The 19,786-nt window shown below is 42.6% G+C and carries 18 protein-coding genes and 1 other RNA gene; 10 read left to right on the top strand and 9 right to left on the bottom strand.

Going from position 1 to position 19,786, the window contains the following annotated elements; all coding sequences use genetic code 11:
* The first annotated feature begins 143 nt into the window (after positions 1-143).
* Positions 144-668, top strand: coding sequence for a MepB family protein (locus tag J2X69_RS09920; RefSeq protein WP_310102354.1), 525 nt, complete (start codon positions 144-146; stop codon positions 666-668).
* Between the two features lie 256 nt (positions 669-924).
* Positions 925-2,097, top strand: a complete 1,173-nt coding sequence (locus J2X69_RS09915) for a PQQ-dependent sugar dehydrogenase (protein ID WP_310102351.1) — start codon at positions 925-927, stop codon at positions 2,095-2,097.
* A 61-nt stretch (positions 2,098-2,158) separates the two neighbouring features.
* Here the strand turns inward: J2X69_RS09915 and J2X69_RS09910 are convergent, their stop codons facing one another.
* Together J2X69_RS09910 and J2X69_RS09905 are read right to left on the bottom strand one after the other, a co-directional pair.
* On the bottom strand, positions 2,159-2,722 hold the full coding sequence (locus tag J2X69_RS09910) for a DUF3109 family protein (protein WP_310102349.1): 564 nt from the start codon (positions 2,720-2,722) through the stop codon (positions 2,159-2,161).
* A 39-nt stretch (positions 2,723-2,761) separates the two neighbouring features.
* On the bottom strand, positions 2,762-3,241 hold the full coding sequence (locus tag J2X69_RS09905; RefSeq protein ID WP_310102345.1) for a YiiD C-terminal domain-containing protein: 480 nt from the start codon (positions 3,239-3,241) through the stop codon (positions 2,762-2,764).
* Between the two features lie 119 nt (positions 3,242-3,360).
* Between J2X69_RS09905 and rnpB the strand changes: the two genes are divergently transcribed.
* Together rnpB and J2X69_RS09895 are read left to right on the top strand one after the other, a co-directional pair.
* Positions 3,361-3,798: RNase P RNA component class A (rnpB, locus tag J2X69_RS09900), an RNA gene on the top strand.
* Between the two features lie 17 nt (positions 3,799-3,815).
* Positions 3,816-4,973, top strand: a complete 1,158-nt coding sequence (locus J2X69_RS09895) for a sigma-54 dependent transcriptional regulator (protein WP_310102343.1) — start codon at positions 3,816-3,818, stop codon at positions 4,971-4,973.
* Positions 4,974-5,404: 431 nt separating this feature from the next.
* Here J2X69_RS09895 and J2X69_RS09890 read toward each other — a convergent pair whose 3' ends face one another.
* The gene (locus J2X69_RS09890) at positions 5,405-6,400 is read right to left on the bottom strand and encodes an acyl transferase (protein ID WP_310102341.1); all 996 of its coding nucleotides are present in this window, start codon (positions 6,398-6,400) and stop codon (positions 5,405-5,407) included.
* Positions 6,401-6,467: 67 nt separating this feature from the next.
* On the opposite strand from J2X69_RS09890, the gene J2X69_RS09885 reads away from it, so the two are divergent.
* The gene (locus tag J2X69_RS09885; RefSeq protein ID WP_310102339.1) at positions 6,468-7,145 is read left to right on the top strand and encodes a hypothetical protein; all 678 of its coding nucleotides are present in this window, start codon (positions 6,468-6,470) and stop codon (positions 7,143-7,145) included.
* Between the two features lie 45 nt (positions 7,146-7,190).
* On the opposite strand, the gene J2X69_RS09880 is transcribed toward J2X69_RS09885, so the two are convergent.
* Positions 7,191-9,605 (bottom strand): thiamine pyrophosphate-dependent enzyme, encoded by a 2,415-nt coding sequence (locus J2X69_RS09880; RefSeq protein WP_310102337.1) that lies wholly within the window; start codon positions 9,603-9,605, stop codon positions 7,191-7,193.
* A 432-nt stretch (positions 9,606-10,037) separates the two neighbouring features.
* Between J2X69_RS09880 and ald the strand changes: the two genes are divergently transcribed.
* Complete coding sequence (ald, locus tag J2X69_RS09875) at positions 10,038-11,156, top strand: alanine dehydrogenase (RefSeq protein WP_310102335.1); 1,119 nt, start codon at positions 10,038-10,040, stop codon at positions 11,154-11,156.
* 95 nt (positions 11,157-11,251) lie between these two features.
* On the opposite strand, the gene J2X69_RS09870 is transcribed toward ald, so the two are convergent.
* Both J2X69_RS09870 and J2X69_RS09865 read right to left on the bottom strand, forming a co-directional pair.
* Positions 11,252-11,998, bottom strand: a complete 747-nt coding sequence (locus J2X69_RS09870) for a LytTR family DNA-binding domain-containing protein (protein WP_310102333.1) — start codon at positions 11,996-11,998, stop codon at positions 11,252-11,254.
* Between the two features lie 9 nt (positions 11,999-12,007).
* Entirely contained in the window at positions 12,008-14,059 is a 2,052-nt protein-coding gene (locus tag J2X69_RS09865) for a tetratricopeptide repeat protein (protein ID WP_310102331.1), read from the bottom strand.
* A gap of 163 nt (positions 14,060-14,222) precedes the next feature.
* On the opposite strand from J2X69_RS09865, the gene J2X69_RS09860 reads away from it, so the two are divergent.
* The 3 genes from J2X69_RS09860 to J2X69_RS09850 all read left to right on the top strand — a co-directional run bounded on the left by J2X69_RS09860 (position 14,223) and on the right by J2X69_RS09850 (position 15,823).
* Positions 14,223-14,621 (top strand): hypothetical protein, encoded by a 399-nt coding sequence (locus tag J2X69_RS09860; protein WP_310102329.1) that lies wholly within the window; start codon positions 14,223-14,225, stop codon positions 14,619-14,621.
* On the top strand, positions 14,618-15,193 hold the full coding sequence (locus J2X69_RS09855; protein ID WP_310102327.1) for a hypothetical protein: 576 nt from the start codon (positions 14,618-14,620) through the stop codon (positions 15,191-15,193). The genes J2X69_RS09860 and J2X69_RS09855 overlap by 4 nt, the downstream gene beginning before the upstream one ends.
* 66 nt (positions 15,194-15,259) lie before the next feature.
* Entirely contained in the window at positions 15,260-15,823 is a 564-nt protein-coding gene (locus tag J2X69_RS09850; protein ID WP_310102325.1) for a hypothetical protein, read from the top strand.
* Positions 15,824-15,859: 36 nt separating this feature from the next.
* Here the strand turns inward: J2X69_RS09850 and J2X69_RS09845 are convergent, their stop codons facing one another.
* The gene (locus tag J2X69_RS09845; protein ID WP_310102323.1) at positions 15,860-16,483 is read right to left on the bottom strand and encodes a LysE family translocator; all 624 of its coding nucleotides are present in this window, start codon (positions 16,481-16,483) and stop codon (positions 15,860-15,862) included.
* On the bottom strand, positions 16,480-18,030 hold the full coding sequence (locus J2X69_RS09840; RefSeq protein ID WP_310102471.1) for a GH3 auxin-responsive promoter family protein: 1,551 nt from the start codon (positions 18,028-18,030) through the stop codon (positions 16,480-16,482). The genes J2X69_RS09845 and J2X69_RS09840 overlap by 4 nt, the downstream gene beginning before the upstream one ends.
* A gap of 47 nt (positions 18,031-18,077) precedes the next feature.
* Here J2X69_RS09840 and J2X69_RS09835 point away from each other — a divergent pair, with 47 nt between their 5' ends.
* A complete protein-coding gene (locus J2X69_RS09835; protein ID WP_310102320.1) occupies positions 18,078-18,746 on the top strand; it encodes a YggS family pyridoxal phosphate-dependent enzyme in 669 nt (222 codons plus the stop codon).
* 68 nt (positions 18,747-18,814) lie between these two features.
* Here the strand turns inward: J2X69_RS09835 and J2X69_RS09830 are convergent, their stop codons facing one another.
* On the bottom strand, positions 18,815-19,582 hold the full coding sequence (locus J2X69_RS09830) for a YoaK family protein (protein ID WP_310102318.1): 768 nt from the start codon (positions 19,580-19,582) through the stop codon (positions 18,815-18,817).
* Between the last annotated feature and the right edge of the window lie 204 nt (positions 19,583-19,786).

The following is a 19,786-nucleotide window of genomic DNA, read 5'->3' as shown; positions in this document are numbered from 1 at the left end:
AATGAACTCTGCTTTTGCATTTTTATTGAAGTTGTGAATTAGCTAATTGCCAGTGATTCTAACGCCCTTCTGTCTCAAGTGCCCCAATAATGGCTGCCTCACCCGAGTAAGCCTATACCAAGAAATGATAGCGAAAAAAAACAATGAAGACTGAAACCACGCTTTATTCCCATATACAAGCTATACAAGAATTGCTATATGATAAATGCGGTATCAGCTTGACAAACCTAAAACCCAATCCGGAAAGTGAGGCATATGGTGCCTGTTCATTTGAACTTAACGGACATAGGATTCAGCATAGAGTTTCTAAAATCACACCGACGAAAACCGGTCAGTTTGTGGCCATTTGGAAAAGAAACAAAAACGGAATAACAGAGCCGTTTGACGTTACCGACGACTTGGATTTTATAATTATCACCTCAAAAAATGGGGACCACTTTGGACAGTTTATTTTTCCCGCATCTATTTTAGCGGACAAAGGAATCGTAACAAGAAACGGGAAACAGGGAAAACGTGGAATTAGAGTTTACCCGCCCTGGGACTCTCCTACTAATAAACAAGCTGAGAAAACGCAAAGTTGGCAGACAGACTACTTTCTGACAATTGGAGGCGACAACTCAACTGACTTGGATAGATTAAAGTACTTATTGGCAAAAACGAAGAATTAATCCTCCTCAAAACAAATCCTTATAACTAGAGCTTTACCCATGCTTTTTAAATTCCAACTTAATACCGGCATAAAAGCAGATAGTAAATAGGAAGTTTTCTCTACCCATGTACTTAGAAAAGTTAATCGGTTCAACTAGTTGGACTTACCTATTGAACATAATTTAATATTTTGCAGATAGCTAAACAAACCGATCTTACTAATCCGATGGATGCTACTCTATAGGAAAGTGAAAAATCTCAAAACATACCTCTGTCATGAAAACCTATATCAATACCCTTCTACTGTTACTGCTGTCTCTCAATGCCGCCTGCTCACAGGAAAATCCCACAAATGATCCTGATCCAATCGACAATATGACCATGATCGAGGCCTTCCCCAACCTTTCATTCACAAGACCTGTGGATCTACAGCATGCCGGTGACAACTCGGATAGATTGTTTGTCGTGGAGCAGAGAGGTGTAATTTCAGTTTTCCAAAATGAACAGGGAACAACAGATAAAACTGAATTTCTGGCTATAGAAAACAGTGTGGATGATAGTGGGAATGAGGAAGGCTTACTGGGACTGGCATTTCATCCCAACTATGAGAGCAATGGATATTTCTATGTGAACTATACCGCGGCCAATCCCGACAGGACTGTGATCTCCCGGTTTAGTGTATCCCCATCAAACCCCAATCAAGCTGACCCTGCCAGTGAACTTGTGCTAATGGAATTCGGCCAGCCCTATTCCAATCACAATGGTGGACAAATTTCATTTGGTCCCGATGGCTACCTCTATATAGCCGTGGGAGATGGCGGAAGCGGTGGAGATCCTCAGGGAAATAGCCAAAACAGAAGCACTTTACTCGGAAGTATTCTTAGAATTGATGTCGATCGGCAGAATGGAGCAGTGAACTATTCTATTCCTGAGGATAATCCATTTGCAGGTAACACAGAGGGCTTCCGGGAGGAAATTTATGCGTATGGTCTACGAAATCCCTGGAGATTTAGCTTCGACTCTGCCAATGGCCAACTATGGACAGGAGATGTAGGCCAAAACAGATATGAGGAGATAGATATTATCGTAAAAGGCGGCAACTACGGTTGGAATACAATGGAAGGTTTTCATTGCTACAATTCCACAGACTGCAATCAAGAAGGTCTGGAATTGCCTATTTGGGAATATGACCGATCCCGTGGAGATGTATCCATTACAGGAGGTTTTGTCTACCACGGTCCGAGTATAGCTGAATTAGAGGGGCTATATATCTATGCGGATTTTGCATCCGGTAGAATTTGGAGTCTGGATGGCAGTGATCAGGAGAATCCTGTCAATACAGAATTGGTGAATGCCCCATTCCCAATCTCATCATTTGGAGTTGACCAAGATCAAGAATTATATATTTGTGGGTTTGATGATAAGATTTATAAGTTTAGCTACGAATAAAATCCAGACCTATCTTCATGTGGATACGCATATTCTCAAATCCCCAAATCCAAATTTCAACTCACCCCTCAATCTCCTGCACCAATTCAGCATACCAACCCTCTCCATATTTTCTGGTGAGGGCATCTTTCAGGAATTTGTAAATCGGAACTTTCAGACTGGAACCTAGCTGGCAGGCAGGATCGCAAATGTGCCAGCGATCGTAATTCAGCGCATCAAACTGATCATATTTGGTGACACGGATTGGGTACATGTGGCAGCTAATTGGTTTTTTCCATGAAATCTTGCCATCCAGATAAGCCTGTTCGATACCGCATTTCAGAATTCCACGCTCATCATACAGTGCATAAGCGCATTCCCTATTGTCTCCTATGGTGGGCGTGCCCTTATCACCGTCCTTGTCAATCACCCAGGTTCCTTGCTTGGCAATCGCCTGCCGGCCTTCTTCGGTGATGTAATCCTTGACAATCGGGTAGATATCCTCGATGATCTTAGTTTCCTCATCTTCCAAAGGAGCACCTGCATCGCCTTCCACGCAGCAAGCACCTTTGCAAGCCTCCAGATCACAAACGAAAAAGTTCTCTTTAATGTCATCTGAAAGCACGGTATCCCCTACTATTATCATGGTCTTCTTTGTTAGGCTGCAAAGTTAAGGAATCAAACCCTAGACATTGGGCTTCGCGACTTCTTTTCTTCGTACATACACTCCTTTTTGCACTTTGGCCACTGTATTCTTATCCCCGTCCTTCACCTCACAAGCAAACTCAAAGACTCCTTTTCCATCCCTATCGACAGCCATTTTTATTTCAGAAATTTGCTCAGGTGAAAGTCGGAACTCAGCGTAAACGGTTCCTTTGCCCGGTTTTACAAATTCTATACTTGCATACTTATCCCAGACGATGTAGTCTTCTCCCAGCTGAATCAGAATAATAAACATGAAAAACGGATCGCACATGGAATATAGAGATCCACCAAAAGCAGTTCCTATCAAATTCCGATTGTACCATGTGAGTTTTAGACGAGTGTGAAAGCGGGAAAAATCATCGGCATAATCGATCACCTTGATCCCTGAAAACAGAAATGGTGGATACCAATTGATGAATCGCATAAGCCTCTTGAATTTCTTGCTTTTGTTCCTATCCATTGGAAAAAGATAAGTGAAAAGACACAGAAAAAGAACCACTTACAGGATCGTATTTCATGCCTAACTACCTTTAACGATATTTATCAAAACCGATAGCAAGATTTTACCGTACTTTGCACCGTGCAAGTCGTCTTGTCGCTCTTCCGATAGCTATCGGGAGGGAGGAAAGTCCGGGCAACATAGAGCGCCATACTTCCTAACGGGAAGGGGGCTGACCGGTGACGGTCAGTTTACAGCCAGTGCCACAGAAAATATACCGCCCTTCGGCTTCGGGGCCTGCCCTGATGCCGATAGCTATCGGCACGAAGGGTAAGGGTGAAATGGTGGGGTAAGAGCCCACCGTCCCGATGGTGACATCGGGAGCAAGGCAAACCTTATGGGTTGAAAGATCAAATAGGTTCCGCGCCGGATTTAGTTCCGGGAAAAGTTGCTCGCTTTTATGCGGAATGGGTAGATCGATGGATCCCGATTGCAAAGTCGGGGCTAGATAAATGACAGGAAACCGATTCCGGAAACGGAGGAGGAAACAGAACCCGGCTTATAGACTTGCACTTTTTTATTTTATATTAGAACTATGTCAAAAATACTGATCATTGATGACGAAAAGGTCATCCGCGCTACCTTACGGGAAATTTTAGAATACGAGAAATACAGTGTCGCCGAAGCCCAGGATGGGGAAGAAGGCTTAGCCAAATTGCAGGAAGAAGACTTCGATCTGGTACTCTGTGATGTGAAAATGCCCAAAATGGATGGTATAGAAGTACTGGAAAGAGCCAAGACACTGGAGAAATCACCTCAATTCATTATGATCTCAGCTCATGGAAGTATAGAAACTGCCGTAGAAGCCACCAAAAAAGGTGCATTTGACTTCATTCCCAAGCCTCCGGACCTTAACCGCCTTCTGCTTACTGTCCGTAATGCGCTGGATAAAAAAAATCTTGTCACAGAAACGAAGGTTCTGAAAAAGAAGCTTTCCAAAAAGCTGGATATGGTAGGAGAATCTGCCGCCATATATCAAGTCAAGGAAACAATAGAGAAAGTAGCCCCTACCGATGCCCGGGTTCTAATTACCGGTCCCAACGGAACAGGCAAAGAACTTGTCGCACATTGGGTACATGCCAAAAGCAATAGATCATCTGAGCCATTTGTAGCTGTGAACTGCGCTGCCATTCCCTCAGAACTGATTGAAAGTGAACTTTTTGGACATGAAAAAGGAGCTTTTACTTCAGCTCATAAACAGCGTCAGGGAAAATTCGAACAAGCACAGGGAGGCACTCTATTTCTGGACGAAATCGGTGATATGTCACTTTCTGCCCAGTCCAAGGTACTTCGTGCTCTTCAGGAAAATCTGATCAATCGCGTAGGTTCGGACAAGGATATCAAAGTGGATGTCCGTGTCTTGGCAGCGACGAATAAGGACCTGAAGAAAGAGATTGAGGAGAATAGATTCCGTGAGGATTTGTATCATAGATTAAGTGTGATCCTGATACAGGTTCCTGCACTGAAAGATCGGAAGGATGATATACCGTTGCTGGTAAATAAATTTTTGGATGATATCTCCCAAGAAAACGGCGATGCGAAAAAGAGTATCAGCAATGCTGCACTGGAAAAATTACAGGAATATCCCTGGACTGGAAATATCCGGGAACTACGGAATGTAGTGGAAAGGCTGGTGATTTTGGGAGAGCCCGAAATCAGCTTAGAGGATATAAAAAAATACGCTGACTATTAAGTCAGCGTATTTTTTTTAGCTATTGGCATCCTGAGATGTAGGTACCTTCGCATATGCAGGACATGGCTTACTGGAAGCACACGCTCCCAAGACTAAAATCCCAATTAATAATGCTGCTGTGGCTAGTTTTTTCATATGATTATAATTTGTTTTTAAAGGCCATATGGAATCTCGCATATGGGATAATCATCCCAGTGTGTGTCGTTTTCGACATGCTCGATTTCATCTGTTTATAATTGATTTTTTATGGTCAGATGGAATCTCGCAAGATCTATAATCATCCCGGTGTGTGACTTTTTAGTCATGCTCGATTTCATCTGTTTATAATTTGATTTTTAGCGGTCACATAGAATCCCTGCCTGCTGAAGGCTCGATTTCATGTGTATAAAGTTATTCAATTCAAATATGTTCAATTAATCCTTAGATAGCAATTATTGAACCAAGAGGTTGCACCCTCTTATTTCACTGTTGTCAAACCTCCCCAGAATTTCCAGCATTCCATTTTCGTCAAATCTTCCCAAATCCTGGGTTTCCAGAAATGCACAGGAATGGAAATTTGCCAGATCAATCACATTAATTCCTCCCTGGGATCGCTGCGAAATGGAAAGGGGATCATTCACATCCCTAAGCATAACACGCATAGAATCAGGGAGCATATATTTTCCCTGACCTTTGGAATAAGCCTGAGACATCAGCTCCGTCATTCCATATTCCGAATGAATCACCTCTACGCCGAAGAAAGGCTTCAGAATATCGTGGACTTCCTCCCGGATCATTTCCTTTCTCCTACCCTTCATTCCGCCTGTTTCCATTACAAGAAGATTATCCAGAGGAGTAAAATCCTTTCCCGACTCAGCCAAATCCAATAAGGCGAAAGTCACACCAAGCACTAGTGTTTTCCTGTCACCAGCAGCCAACATTTGCATTTTATCAATCAGTTCATCTTGATTGTAGAGATAAAATCCAGAGTGTTCCGAATTACTTTCACGGATAAAATGATCTGCCATACTGACTAGGCTACTGCCTTTCCTCTCCAGATATGCCGGCAAAAGTGCCAATACATGAAAATCGGTAAGCTGCCCGAAATTGCTTTCAAAAATGCGTTGTGAATGGGTCAAATACCATTGCTCAGACCAGATATAATGACGACTGGTGATCATGCCCGTGGTGCCGCTACTGGAGAAAAATTCAGTATAATCTTCCTCATTTCCTGATACAACTTTATGATCTTTAAAAAACCGAATAGGTAAGAAAGGTATTTGATCCAAGGTGGTCACAGACTCCGTATCTATTCCCCTAGCTTTGATATATTTCCTGTAAATTGGATTAGCTTGAGACTGGTAACGGAAAAGTTCCAGTGCAAGCTTTTCAAAATCTTCCGATTTCAAATTACTTAGCTTGTCCGAAAAACTTTTAAAATCCTGCATCGTTTTATATTTTGCAACAACCAACCAAAGTATTGGTTTAATTTGCTGGTAAATTTACTTTCACCCTATGCGTTTAAAAAGCTATTTAGGAATATTCTTTTTACTGTTACTGGCAGCTGCCTGTATCAATCCTCCGGACAATTTCCCCTCAGTCCCTAAAATCACTTTTGAATCAATCGAATATGCTCCTACTTCAGGTTCGGATTCCTTGATCATAGGGATTGATTTCCAGGATGCCGAAGGAGATTTGGGATTGTCAGGTACGGATAATGCTCCCCCTTTCCATGAATTGGACTTCCTGAGAAATTCTGCCGGAGAACTGATCACCTATGGAACAAGGCCTGCTGATGCTCCTTCTTACAACCCAATTGACTGGTCTGTAAATCCTTTGGTAGGAAATGTTCGTGTGAATGACACCATTTGGGTAAAGCCTAATCCAAATCAGTATAATATTTTCGTTAAGTTTTTCATCAAGAGAAACGGTCAATTCACAGAATATAGATGGCAAGATCCTCCTTTCTACACCACATTTAATGGTCGTTTTCCTCGGATTCTGACTTCTGATGCAGGCCAGGCCGTAGAAGGAAATATCAAATACGGTATGCTATCCGCTGGCTGGGAGGCTATCTTCAGGACTGATACGATTAGAATTGATGTATCGATTCAGGATAGAGCACTCAATCGAAGTAATGAAGTTTCAAGTCCCGAAGTGACACTTAGACAGATCACAAGATCCTCTAACTAGAAAAAGCCCTGCAATCAGGGCTTTTTCTAGTTAGAGGAGATTATTCTATATCGCAGGAAATTTTTTGGGATCTACTTCACCCATCATAGCATATACTTTCTCTATGACATCTTCCGCACTTGGCTTGGAGAAATAATCCCCATCGGAAGAATAAGCAGGTCTGTGAGCTTTGGCAGAAATAGTCTGAGGCTCCGAATCCAGAAACTTAAAAACCTCTTGTCCTTCTATCACCTGCTGTAGCATGTAAGCAGAGCCTGCTCCCGGCACATCCTCATCCGCAAAGATCACGCGGTTGGTTTTCTTGATTGATTCTCCTATGATCCCGTGTACGTCAAACGGCAAAAGGGTTTGCACATCCAGCACTTCTATCTCTATACCCATTTCAGCAAGCTCATTGGCCGCTTCCATCACCACTCTACACATGGAACCATACGTCACTATGGTCACATCAGACCCCTCTCTAAGTACTTCAGGCTTGCCCAGCGCAACGGTATATTCTCCCAGGTTCAGAGGCATTTTCTCTTTCAGTCTATAGCCATTCAGACATTCAATTACTATGGCAGGCTCATCGGATTTCAAGAGCGCATTGTACATTCCCGCTGCCTGGGTCATATCCCTGGGTACACAGACCACCATTCCGCGCAGCGTGGAAAGAATCATTCCCATAGGAGAACCGGAATGCCATACGCCTTCCAATCTATGCCCACGGGTACGCACAATCATCGGGGCCTTTTGGCCCCCTTTGGTACGATACTGAAGGCAGGCTACGTCGTCAGCCAGCATCTGTAGGCCATACAGCAAATAATCAAGGTACTGAATCTCTGCAAGCGGACGCAATCCCCTCAAAGCAGTACCGATTCCCTGACCTATAATAGTGCATTCCCGGATACCGGTATCCGATACTCTCAAGTCCCCGTGCTTCGCTTGCAAGCCTGCAAAAGCCTGATTCACATCACCGATTTTCCCCACATCCTCACCGAATGTAAAGAAACGGGGGTCTTTTTCCAGGGTAATGTCAAAATAGGACTGCAGAATCTCCCTGCCATCTACCAGAGGAGAATTGTTGTTAAACTTGGCAGGAACGTCCTCCACATTCAACACACTCCATTCTGAATGACTATACAGGTGACTGTTATATCTATCGAAATTCAACTCGGACTGCTTTGCAAACCATGCTTTCAAGTCTGCCTTTACCGCAGGAGTATCCAATCTTAATATCACCAGGGCTTTTCTCACTGCCAGCACTACATCCTTTCTAATCGGATTTATAGTCTTGGAAAGTTCCTCTGCGATTTGATTGACTACTACTTTTCTGGTACTATGCTGCGCAGCTTCTCTTAGTAGAGCTACTGCCTCATTCAATTCTTTTTTGATCTCACTGGAAAACGTGGACCAAGCAGCTTCCTTTTCCTGCTTTACCTGTGCTTTGGCTTCAGCTTCAATTTTGTCCAACGTATCTGCATTGGCTATTTCATTGCTCAGGATGTATTCTCTGAATTTCGAAACACAATCCCAATCTTTTTCCCACTGAAGACGCTTTTTATCTTTATACCGCTCATGCGAACCTGAAGTGGAATGCCCTTGGGGCTGGGTCATCTCCAGTACATGTATCATCACCGGAATATGGAATGTTCTTGCCAACTCTCCGGCTTCCACGTAGGCATTTAACAAGGCTTCATAATCCCACCCGTTTACACGGATTATTTCAATGCCTTTCTGCGAATCTGTCCTTTCAAAACCCGCCAAAGCATCTGAAATACTGCCCTTGGTGGTATGAAATTCATTGGGAACGGAGATACCATAACCATCATCCCATATGGAAACCACCATAGGAACCTGCATTACACCCGCAGCATTGATAGTCTCAAAAAACATCCCTTCAGAAGTAGATGCATTTCCAATGGTTCCCCACGCTACCTCATTTCCATTGACAGAAAACTTCTTTAAGTCCTTCAATCCCTTATTTTCCCTGAAGAGCTTGGAGGCATATGCCAACCCAAGAAGTTTGGGTATTTGAGCAGCTGTGGGAGAAATATCCGCAGCTGAATTATACATTTTGGTTAGATCCTTCCAGCTACCATCCTCATTGAGAGAGCGGGTAGCAAAGTGACCATTCATCAGGCGACCTGCACTTGCAGGCTCTGCCTCCACGTTGGTGTAGGCGTATAGTTGAGAAAAATACTGCTGCACCGTCAGCTCCCCGATGGCAAACATAAATGTCTGATCCCTGTAATAGCCTGAGCGAAAATCTCCGAGCCGGAAAGCTCTTGCCATTGCTATTTGGGCAACTTCCTTGCCGTCTCCAAAAATACCAAACTTCGCTTTCCCCATAAAAACCTCTTTCCGGCCTACCAAAGAAGCATGTCTACTCAGCATAGCTACTCTAAAATCTTCCAGTATAGCTTCTTTCGACAGGTTAGGTGAATTCAGGTTTTTCGGTACTGATTGAACTTCTGACATAGAGGTTAATTTACTAAAGTTATCCGGGTTTTGCTTTGATGATTTTTTGAATCATTCAAAAATAGCCAAATCCATTCTTTATGCAAATTTCGACAATATAATTTATCAATCAAAAATTCTGAAAGAGGCTCGATTATGAGATGTAAACAGAATTAAATTCCGACTTTAAACTTTCTATCAATATAAAAAGTAGAAACATCAAAAGCAGGGACACCTATTAACCAAGCATTTAGCCCAACTATGTCCTCAAAATTATCAATGCTTAAAATAAGTTTATTGAAATATTCTAAATGATTTTGAAATATTTCAGAACATAATTTCAATTTATGTCTTTTTTCCAAAGTATACCAAATAGTATTCTTCGAATTGCAAACTGATAGCTTCCTCCTTATTATATTTGTGAGAATTTATTTAAATCCAAATATACAAGTCATGATTATAGGTGTTCCTAAGGAAATCAAAAACAACGAGAACCGTGTAGCCCTTACCCCTGCCGGTGCAAAAGAATTGGTAAAAAGAGGTCATTCCGTATTCGTTCAGCATACAGCAGGTGAAGGCAGCGGCTTTCCCGATGAGGAGTATACAGAAGCAGGTGCCACTATCCTTCCCACTATCGAAGCGACCTATGAAATCGCTGAGATGATTATGAAGGTGAAAGAACCTATAGAACCTGAATATAAATTGATCAAAGAAGATCAACTGTTGTTCACCTATTTCCATTTTGCCTCATATGAGCCGTTGACCAGAGCCATGGTAGCCAGTAAGTCGGTTTGTCTGGCCTATGAGACAGTAGAAAAAGCAGACAGAAGTCTTCCACTTTTGGTTCCTATGTCTGAAGTAGCCGGAAGAATGGCCGTTCAGAAAGGAGCAAACTATTTGGAGAAACCATTAAAAGGAAGAGGAATTCTTTTAGGTGGGGTGCCTGGTGTACTTCCTGCCAAAGTTCTGATTCTTGGCGGCGGTATCGTAGGTACTCAGGCGGCTTGGATGGCGGCAGGTCTGGGAGCAGATGTGACTATTATGGATGTGTCTCTTCCAAGGATGAGATACCTTGCAGACGTGATGCCTGCCAACGTGAAGACTATGATGTCCAATGAATACAATGTGCGCAAAATGATCGTAAATCATGACCTGATCATCGGTGCTGTATTGATTCCCGGAGCAAAAGCTCCTCACCTGATCACCCGTGATATGCTGAAAGAAATGCAGCCAGGAACAGTTCTGGTGGACGTGGCGGTAGATCAGGGTGGCTGTATAGAAACCTGCAAGCCTACCACGCATCAGGATCCTACTTTTATTATTGATGATGTGGTTCACTATTGCGTAGCCAATATGCCGGGAGCTGTTCCTTACACTTCCACCTTGGCTTTGACCAATGCCACACTTCCTTACGCTATTCAACTGGCGGAAAAGGGATGGAAAAAAGCTGCTCAGGACAATCCTGACTTAGTTCCAGGTCTGAATATAATCAACGGGGACATTGTCTATCAAGCTGTAGCAGAAGCCTTTGATATGGATTACACTCCTGTGGTGAAATATCTCGTCGACTAATCTTAGACATTCTCATTTCATACAAATCCCTCCGGTGCAAATCGGAGGGATTTTTTTTTTAAGCTTAATCTATAACACTACAGAACCCAACTTGATCAAATGCTCAAAAACCCATTACACGCTTTTATAAAGGCCTCCTTTCTACGGACAGAAATTTCCAATTTCAAATTATCTAAGAGGGTTACATACCCACTTTTAGCATAGCCCTTGACATAGCTTAAATTGATAAGATGAGAATTATGTATCCTAAAAAAGCCATAATCGGTTAAAATTTCTTCAAAATGTTTCAGTGTCTTTGAAACAATATGCTTCTTCCCATCCTTGGTGAAAAGCTCCGTGTAATTCACACTGGCTTCGCATCTGACAATTTCCGATATGTCTAAGAAAGTAAACCCCTCTCTCGACGGAATGCCAATCTTCTTGGGAATATTTGCCGGAGAAAGATGGGCCAGCAAGACATTGATTCTTTCATTGAGCTGTGCTTGTTCTACCTTCTTGAAAGCTTTCTGCAGGGCGTTGTCAAAATCTGCCCGGTCAATGGGTTTGAGCAAATAATCAATGGCAGAAAATCTAAAGGCATCAATGGCGTATTGCTCGTAAGCTGTCGTAAAAATAAGGCAGAAATCCGTAAAGGAGAGAGCAGAAAGAACATCAAAGCCCGTCTTGTCGTGTAGCTGTACATCCAGAAAGACTATATCCGGGCGCTGGCTTGCAATTCCCTTTACAGCTTCATCAGCAGTGTCAAAACATACTGTATTTACTTTATCACCGAAAGATTCCAAAAAAAACAGGATACGGTCAGTACAATGTTGTTCGTCGTCTATTATCGCAATTGTCATCATAGGACTGCTTTAAAAGGCTGTTTGCAGTGGGAGGCTGAGTTCGACTCTTGTACCTGCATTGTGTAATTTATCTATCACCAGAAGCTTACCATTGGCATTATTCTGCTTATTGAGGATTTTTATACGATTCTCCGTAATGGCAACGCCCAGCGATTTTTTTGTTGAGTCGGTCGTATTAACAGTCCTACCTGTCCCATTGTCATCTACACTGCACAAGAGCGTACCATCTTTTTTCTTGAAATCTATGACTATGTGTCCCCGGCTTTTCCTGTCCTTGAATCCATGCCAAATACTGTTTTCTATAAAAGGCTGCAAGATGAGCGGAGGTATAAGTGTATTTTCTGTATTCAGCCCTTCTTCTACATGAATAGCATAGGAAAATCTACCTGGTAATCTTTTGGTTTCGACCTGCAGGTACAATTCAATGAATTTCAAATCTTCACTCAGCGGAATTTCCTTATGCTCCGAGTTTTCAAGGACTGTACGCATCAGCTTGGCAAACTTTGCAAGATAATCCTGGGCAGATTGGTTGTCATTTTTCAACACATAGTCTCCGATGGAATTCAGCGAATTGAAAATAAAGTGCGGATTCATCTGCGATCGAAGTGCCTTTAATTCGGTATCGGAAACCAAAGCCCTGAACTCTGCTTCCTTCTTTTGAGCCAAGGCATCCCGCCGTCTTTTATACAATACAAAGGCCGTGACCAAGGCCATAAGCAAGCCTGCACCACCGGTAATAGCTGCTTTTTTGACGGTAGTCTGCCGCTTTATTTCAGCGATGGCCAAGGCCCGCTCCGTTTCACGTTCTGCTTCTATCAGGGCCTCTTTTTTACCGAAGTCAAACTGCATTTGGCTTCGGACGATTTCCACCTTTTTTTCTTCATTGAAAACCGAGTCCCGAAAAGCGATGTGTAGCTTGTGGTTTTGCAGAGCCAACTCAAAATTGCCGGCTTTTTCATAGCTATCGCTAAGAGCTTTCAGTGTATGGCTTTGCCGCAGAGGTGAACCACTTTTCACAGCTGCATCCAACGCTCTATGCTGTAGCAAAAGCCTATTTCCGGGATTTTCAGCATAGCATTCTGCCCACTCGGAGAGAGCCACAGAGAGGCCGTTGTAATCGTTGGTGGAAGCATACAACTCCACAGCTTCACTAAGGTATCCTTTAGCTTTTACCAATTGGTTCATCCTCAGATAAACCGCACCTATATTGGTCAATTCACCGGCAATTTTTCGGTCGTTGCCAATTTCTTTGTTGATTTTCAGGGATTCTTCATAGTAGGCAAGGGCCTCTTCAGATTTGCCTGTGTGGTCATACAAGGTAGCCAGATTACTAAGTGCATTAGCCTCTCCCTGTTTATTGCCCGAATTTCGGTATATCCCCAATGCCTCCAATTGATATTTCAATGATTGGGAATATTCCTCTGTGTTTTTGTACACTAAGCCGATGTTGCTCAATATACCTGCTTGCAAGGACAGATCAGCACCGGCAATACGTTCGGCTTTTAAAAATACATCCAGCGCTCTCGGGTAATCGTCCAATGCAAGAAACACTACCCCCATGTTGTTCCACTGGTGTTTGAGGCCCATGGAAAAATCCAATTTCTCAAACCACTCGGCAGCTTCTTCGTGATCACGGATGGCAGCCGTGTAGTTGCCTATATTGTAGTGATTGAGGGCACGATTATTCAGCCCTTTGGCGTACTCCAGCATATTACCGGTTTCCTTACGGTAAGCAAGAGACTCGTTGATTGCTTCCATAGCCAGAGAATCCTGACCCAATGCCCAATGGTTGGTTCCTTTCCTGCTGTAGGCGGAGGCCAGTCCATTTAAGTGGCTGAGTTTTTTCGCCAACACAATAGCTTCTTCCGCTGTCTCCAGTCCTTTTTTTGGATTGGCAGAATAATAAGCATAGGATATTTCATTCAGTAAATGGAGCCTTACGGTGTCTTGGGTAGGATGCTTGTCCAGCAGGACGGTAAGTGAATCAATTTCTTTTTGAATGCCTTGAGCATGTGCCCAAATGCAGGCAAGAAGAAGAAAAAATACACATCCTGCTTTCATAGCTTAAAGTTGAACCTCTATGAAGATAAATCTCTTTTAACAAAAAAATGCTGATCTCCATCAAAAAATAACCCAAGACCGTCAGGAAATCAATGGGGGTTTTACAAGTGAAATGAGTAGCGTAACTTTTATTTTAAGTATTTCACTCAACTAAAAATGCGCTATGAATTTTAAAACTATTGACTTTGGCAAGGTGCTGCTGAAGGTGTTAGATCTTATCATCGTAAAGCCGTTCACACTTCCACTAAAAATCTATTACAATTCCTTAAATACGCTATCTGATTCAGGCAGTGCCGGAACTGAAGAATCGGAACTGTCCCCGGATTTCCCCCTCTATACATGGTATGTACGCATCTTTGACGCGCTTATCGCTTTGGTGTATCCAGCAGGGCTTCTGATGGCTATAGGGGCAGGAACGAATTCTTTCACCGGCGGTTTTGCCGGTTTTTTGGGAGTGATATCCATTACCTACTTCCTACCCCTTGCACTCGGCTTTGTTCGTGAATTGGTACAAATCACGCTGAAAATGCTGTTGTACCTCAAGATAATATCCACAAAATGAAGAAATTAATCACACATACACTAGGATGCCTGCTTTTTTGCTTCTTGTACAGCTGTGGTTCTGAGGATTCTATCGAGCCAGAAAGCAACTATTACTTCCGCTTCAAAGTAAACGGCGTTCAAAATAATTATTCGGAAACCGTCAACCAATCCATAACCTTTCAAGGATGGAGTTGGTCTGATCTTTCTTTGGATAACGGGCTGTTGGATACACGAGTATTTGCAGCCAAAAGCATCAATGACGGAGGAAAAAATTCAATTCTATTTGATCTATATCACTCCTCCCCGCTACAAACAAATCATAACTACTCTAATCACGGCACGTCAGCAATGGTTGATCCCGAATTTTTAGTGCTGGGTATTTATGACGAAAACGGAACTATGTTTTACACAGATAATCTAGGTTGGAACAAATACAACGGCGGGGTGAACGATGCCACAATACGTTTTAACGAAATAACCGAGAATAGCCTAAAGGGAACATTTTCCGGAACCTTGTATTCTACAAAAGACATAGGGGAAAACTTAAGTATTACAGAGGGCGAGTTTCATGTGCGCCTCGCCGGCTTCTGACACTTTAAAAGCAGGGTAAATCAGCATCTGAAAGTAGTATAACAAAATCCTAAAAACGCGACTAGCATGAAATCTCTAAAGTTATTTATCACTCTCTTTGCATTGTCACCTCTCCTGGCCTTTGCACAGGAATTTGAAAAAGGAGACAAAGTAGTTTCCTTCGGTATTGGTCTGGGAAGCAGTATCGGCAACTACAGCACCTCCAGCCAGTTGCCAGCCCTAAGTGCGCAGTATGAACAGGGAGTGTGGGATATAGGTGGACCGGGGGTAATCAGTTTGGGCGGCTACATCGGCTATAAAGCCTTTAAATATGACTATTCCTCATCATCGTACAGTTATGAACAGAAATGGGATTATATCCTGCTCGGAGTGCGTAGTGCTTATCACTGGAACGGCCACAACGTGGACAAGCTCGATTTGTATGGAGGGTTGATGCTGGGCTACTATCTACTCAACTATTCTTATTCAGACAGCAATGGAAGTTCCACGGGTGGAGACAGCTACAGTAATACCGGGGGACTAAGCCTCTATCTGGGAAGCCGCTACTACTTTACAGGGAATCTTGCGGCGTTTGCTGAAGCCGGCTACGGAGTGGCCTATCTTAACATAGGAGTTGCATTAAAATTATAATGGTGAAGACAGATTTTTATTCTGATTGCCATGTCATCATTTCCCCACAGCAAATAATATCAGCCGGATGCCAAAACCTATCATTGCCACTCCCACGGCCTTGTTAAGCCAAAACATAAACTTCGGGGTAACGAATTGAGACAGTCTCTTGGCTATATAGGCTTTTGTCAAATCTATAGAGAAAACTGTGAGAAGGATCCCCGTAAAATAAAGCCACACATCCAGTGAACCGAATGATTCCTTCAGATGCACTAGGCTGGCAATGGAAATCCAGAAAAGCAGCACAAAGGGATTAATTCCATTGATACTGAATCCTTTGAAGAAAGCACTCCTTTTCTTGGCTCTCCGTACTTCTTCCACACTTAGTTCAGGTTTGGCAGTTTGCCTTTTTACCAAATAGCTAATGCCAAATCCTATTAAAATAGCTCCACCCACATACCCCAAAACCGATTCAAAGTAAGTTGCGGTAGCCAAAAATTTTATCCCGAAAAAAGTAAGTACTACGTAAAGTGTATCGCTGCATAGAATACCCAAAGCGACCATGGTGGCATATCGGAAGCCGTTTTCCAAACTACTTTGGATCAATGTGAAAAACACAGGACCGATCATAGCTGAAAGCAAAAGTCCCATGCTGACCCCTTCCAGCAAAGCTTGATTCACAGCTCTATGTTATTTTTGGCTAGGAATGTCTGCCAGCTTGCGGCCTTTTCTCCTTTCAGCACTCGTGGAAATTTGTATTGTCCCCCCTCTTTTCCTTGCTCTTTCAGCCAGTCATAAAACAGGGAAGACGGCAATACTGTGACTTTGACTTTCTTTAAAGCATGATTTCTCTCCACCGCATAGTCATCATTCAGCACTTTGAGATGCTTGTCTATAGTCTTCCTCAGCATAGAGCTTTTGATAGTATCACCCGAACCGATAAACCAATGATGGGCAAAAAGACTTCCGTGAGGGACTCCCAAAACGGTAAACTCACGGATATTCATATCATGCTCCTCAGCGGTGAGTTCAATCGCCTTGTTCATATTGTCCACCGAAAGATGTTCTCCACAGAGACTTAGAAAATGCTTTGTCCTACCTGAAATAATAATTTCAGATTCTTCCTTGGATATAAAGCGGACAACATCCCCGATGAGATATCTCCAGGCTCCGGCGCAAGTACTGATCAGCAGCGCATAATCCTTCCCCTCTTCTATTTCATCTATTTTGAGGGTTTTTACCTCTGTCCGAAGATTCCCGTCTTCATCAAAATTCTCCTCATTGAATGGTATGAACTCATGAAAAATTCCATTATTAAGAACTAGTCGCATGGATTTCCGATTTGGCAGAGCCTGAAAAGCCAAAAATCCTTCTGAAGCCAAGTAAGTCTCCAGATATAGCAATGGCCGGCCTAGAAGTTTTTCAAAGCCCTTCTTATATGGCTCAAAAGAAACCCCTCCATGAACGAAAATTTGAAGATTTGGCCAGATCTCATGAATGTTATTTAGCTGGTACCGTTCAATTATCTTCTCTATCAGTATCTGCAGCCAAGCGGGCACACCTACAATAATACCGATGTCCCAAGATGCTGCTTTATCTACTATCTGATCCAATTTATCTCCCCAATTTTTGCTACGCGCAATTTTCTTACCCGGCTTGTAGAAGCGCTGGAACCAAATAGGCAGTCTTCCTGTGGTAATCCCGCTCAGATCTCCTGAGAAATAGGTACCGTTAAACTCCAAATCCGTACTTCCGCCCAGCATCAGTATGCCTTTAGTCAAAAGAGAAGCGGGCAGATCATACTTGGATAGGGATAGGATCTGACGAACGCCGGTTCTGCGGATAGCTTTCACCATATCCTTGGTAATCGGAATGAATTTGGAAGTAGCTCCGGATGTCCCGCTGCTCAGTGCGAAATGTCTCACAGGACCGGGCCAAGTGACATTTGATTTCCCTTCGAGCAATTTGTACCACCATTCATCATGAATGCGGTTATAATCATATATAGGCACCTGGGACTTGTATCGCTCATAAAATTCATTCTCTCCCCAGCGAAAACCTTTCAGGATTTTAGGAAAGTCATACTTTCTGCCAATTTCCGTTTCAGCTGCCTGAATCAATAATTTCTTCAACTCCTGACGTTGGAGTTCCAATGGATGAGAGTATTCTTGCTCTATGCTCTCTCTGAGGCGAATGCCTTTTTTTAGCAAAGTACTAATGATCGCCATATCTTTGTTTTGGGCCTTTTGAAAAAAGTAACGCATAAAAATAGAAAATGGACATCAAAGCCAACCTTGAAGCAGTAAAAAAAACTTTCGGAACTAGTGAATGCCTGCTGGTAGCCGTAAGCAAAACCAAGCCTCTTGAAGATTTAAAGACTGCCTATGCAGCTGGGATTCGGGATTTTGGAGAAAATAAAGTACAGGAACTCCAGGCCAAACAACCGGAAATGCCAGCTGATGTCCGTTGGCATATGATCGGACACCTGCAAAGCAACAAAGTTAAGTTTATTGCACCTTTCGTACATCTGATTCATGGGGTGGATTCCTTCAAACTTCTTAGGGAAATCAATAAGCAAGGAAAAAAAATAGACAGGAAAATCAATGTGCTCCTGCAGATTCACATTGCTGAAGAAGAGACCAAATTCGGTTTTGACAGGGAAGAATTGGATAAGATGCTTTCCGATCCTGATTTTACAGACCTCTCTCATATAGTAATTAAAGGGCTGATGGGAATGGCGACCTTCACTGAGAACGAAGATCAGGTAAGAAAGGAATTCAGAAATCTCAAGGCTCTTTTCGAGGAATTAAAAAGCCTTCAACTACCCTCTTTCGTGCAACTCGAAGAAATCTCCATGGGAATGAGCGGAGACTACCTGATCGCTCAGGAAGAAGGGAGTACGATGGTGCGGATTGGCTCGGCAATCTTCGGGGGAAGGAGTTAATTGATTTGTAAAGAGATGTCCGAATGATAGCTTTTGATCTATTACCGGCGTTTTTCAGCATGTCCTACTTATTCAGTCAGGGGTAAGTTAGATTTCAACTTGCTCCTCTTCTGGCTATACTTTCTTGAAACTTTAATGTAGTTAAACCTGAAATCGTCGTAGAACAAACTAATCAGTAAAACCAGCGCTGCTATCAGCAATGTATTTAATCCCAAGTGAACTTCAGAGTATAAAAATCCACCTACTAGTCCTCCCAAAAAAAAGAAGATAATAATAAATAATCTCAGCTTTATCGTCTTAAATAGCCTCTCTTTCTTAGGATGTGCTTTTGGGAAAAACAGCTGGGAAATTTCAATTCCCAAATCTGTAAACAGTCCCGTTAAGTGGGTTGTTCTCACAATAGCGTTTGAAATCTTAGTTACATAGGAATTTTGCATACCCATGGCAAAAAGAAGTAAACACGCAATCAAATCAGGATGGTCTGCCTCAACAACATCCGTAAACAATGCAATTGCTATTAGGAGCATGCATTGAATTATCCCCGGTAAAACATAGACATTTAACCTCCTGTTTTCCCGGAATTTTTCAATCAGCAGACTTGCAAAAAATGACCCCAGAAAAAAAGACAGTATGTAAACAAAATAAATGGTGCCTCTCCAAAACTCAAGGTTTGCCAAGTCATTAATGAAGAGCGCAAAATGCCCTGTCACATTAGTGGTCAGTTGCTTAAATGCCAGAAACCCGGTGACATTTACTATTCCTGCCACAAAAGAAAGTACCGAAGCAAGATGAAGATTATGCTGAAAAGTTCTGCTCTTACCTTGGTGTCTAAACATTCCTTCTTTTTGGTTAACTCTCCATAAAATTGTTTCTGACTGATCCGGTATAAGGAACGTAGATCAGACATTACGGCTGCGAATTTACCGTTTAATATGCTTAAATGATTATTTAAGCCCACATAAAATAACTATTACGCAAAATAACAGATGGATTTAAGGCTTATAAGATCAATCTAAATCTTATGACAGGGAATCCAAGTA

Source organism: Algoriphagus sp. 4150, from assembly GCF_031457395.1.
Lineage (GTDB): Bacteria > Bacteroidota > Bacteroidia > Cytophagales > Cyclobacteriaceae > Algoriphagus.
The sequence above is the reverse complement of the archived record's forward strand: the minus strand, read 5'-3'. Positions and strand labels throughout refer to the sequence as shown.

Bases quoted from the DNA above. Each gene is read 5' to 3' on its own strand.
- J2X69_RS09920 (WP_310102354.1), top strand. From the start codon at position 144: ATGAAGACTGAAACCACGCTTTATTCCCATATACAAGCTATACAAGAA.
- J2X69_RS09915 (WP_310102351.1), top strand. From the start codon at position 925: ATGAAAACCTATATCAATACCCTTCTACTGTTACTGCTGTCTCTCAAT.
- J2X69_RS09910 (WP_310102349.1), bottom strand. From the start codon at position 2,722: ATGATAATAGTAGGGGATACCGTGCTTTCAGATGACATTAAAGAGAAC.
- J2X69_RS09905 (WP_310102345.1), bottom strand. From the start codon at position 3,241: ATGGATAGGAACAAAAGCAAGAAATTCAAGAGGCTTATGCGATTCATC.
- J2X69_RS09895 (WP_310102343.1), top strand. From the start codon at position 3,816: ATGTCAAAAATACTGATCATTGATGACGAAAAGGTCATCCGCGCTACC.
- J2X69_RS09890 (WP_310102341.1), bottom strand. From the start codon at position 6,400: ATGCAGGATTTTAAAAGTTTTTCGGACAAGCTAAGTAATTTGAAATCG.
- J2X69_RS09885 (WP_310102339.1), top strand. From the start codon at position 6,468: ATGCGTTTAAAAAGCTATTTAGGAATATTCTTTTTACTGTTACTGGCA.
- J2X69_RS09880 (WP_310102337.1), bottom strand. From the start codon at position 9,605: ATGTCAGAAGTTCAATCAGTACCGAAAAACCTGAATTCACCTAACCTG.
- ald (WP_310102335.1), top strand. From the start codon at position 10,038: ATGATTATAGGTGTTCCTAAGGAAATCAAAAACAACGAGAACCGTGTA.
- J2X69_RS09870 (WP_310102333.1), bottom strand. From the start codon at position 11,998: ATGATGACAATTGCGATAATAGACGACGAACAACATTGTACTGACCGT.
- J2X69_RS09865 (WP_310102331.1), bottom strand. From the start codon at position 14,059: ATGAAAGCAGGATGTGTATTTTTTCTTCTTCTTGCCTGCATTTGGGCA.
- J2X69_RS09860 (WP_310102329.1), top strand. From the start codon at position 14,223: ATGAATTTTAAAACTATTGACTTTGGCAAGGTGCTGCTGAAGGTGTTA.
- J2X69_RS09855 (WP_310102327.1), top strand. From the start codon at position 14,618: ATGAAGAAATTAATCACACATACACTAGGATGCCTGCTTTTTTGCTTC.
- J2X69_RS09850 (WP_310102325.1), top strand. From the start codon at position 15,260: ATGAAATCTCTAAAGTTATTTATCACTCTCTTTGCATTGTCACCTCTC.
- J2X69_RS09840 (WP_310102471.1), bottom strand. From the start codon at position 18,030: ATGGCGATCATTAGTACTTTGCTAAAAAAAGGCATTCGCCTCAGAGAG.
- J2X69_RS09835 (WP_310102320.1), top strand. From the start codon at position 18,078: ATGGACATCAAAGCCAACCTTGAAGCAGTAAAAAAAACTTTCGGAACT.
- J2X69_RS09830 (WP_310102318.1), bottom strand. From the start codon at position 19,582: ATGTTTAGACACCAAGGTAAGAGCAGAACTTTTCAGCATAATCTTCAT.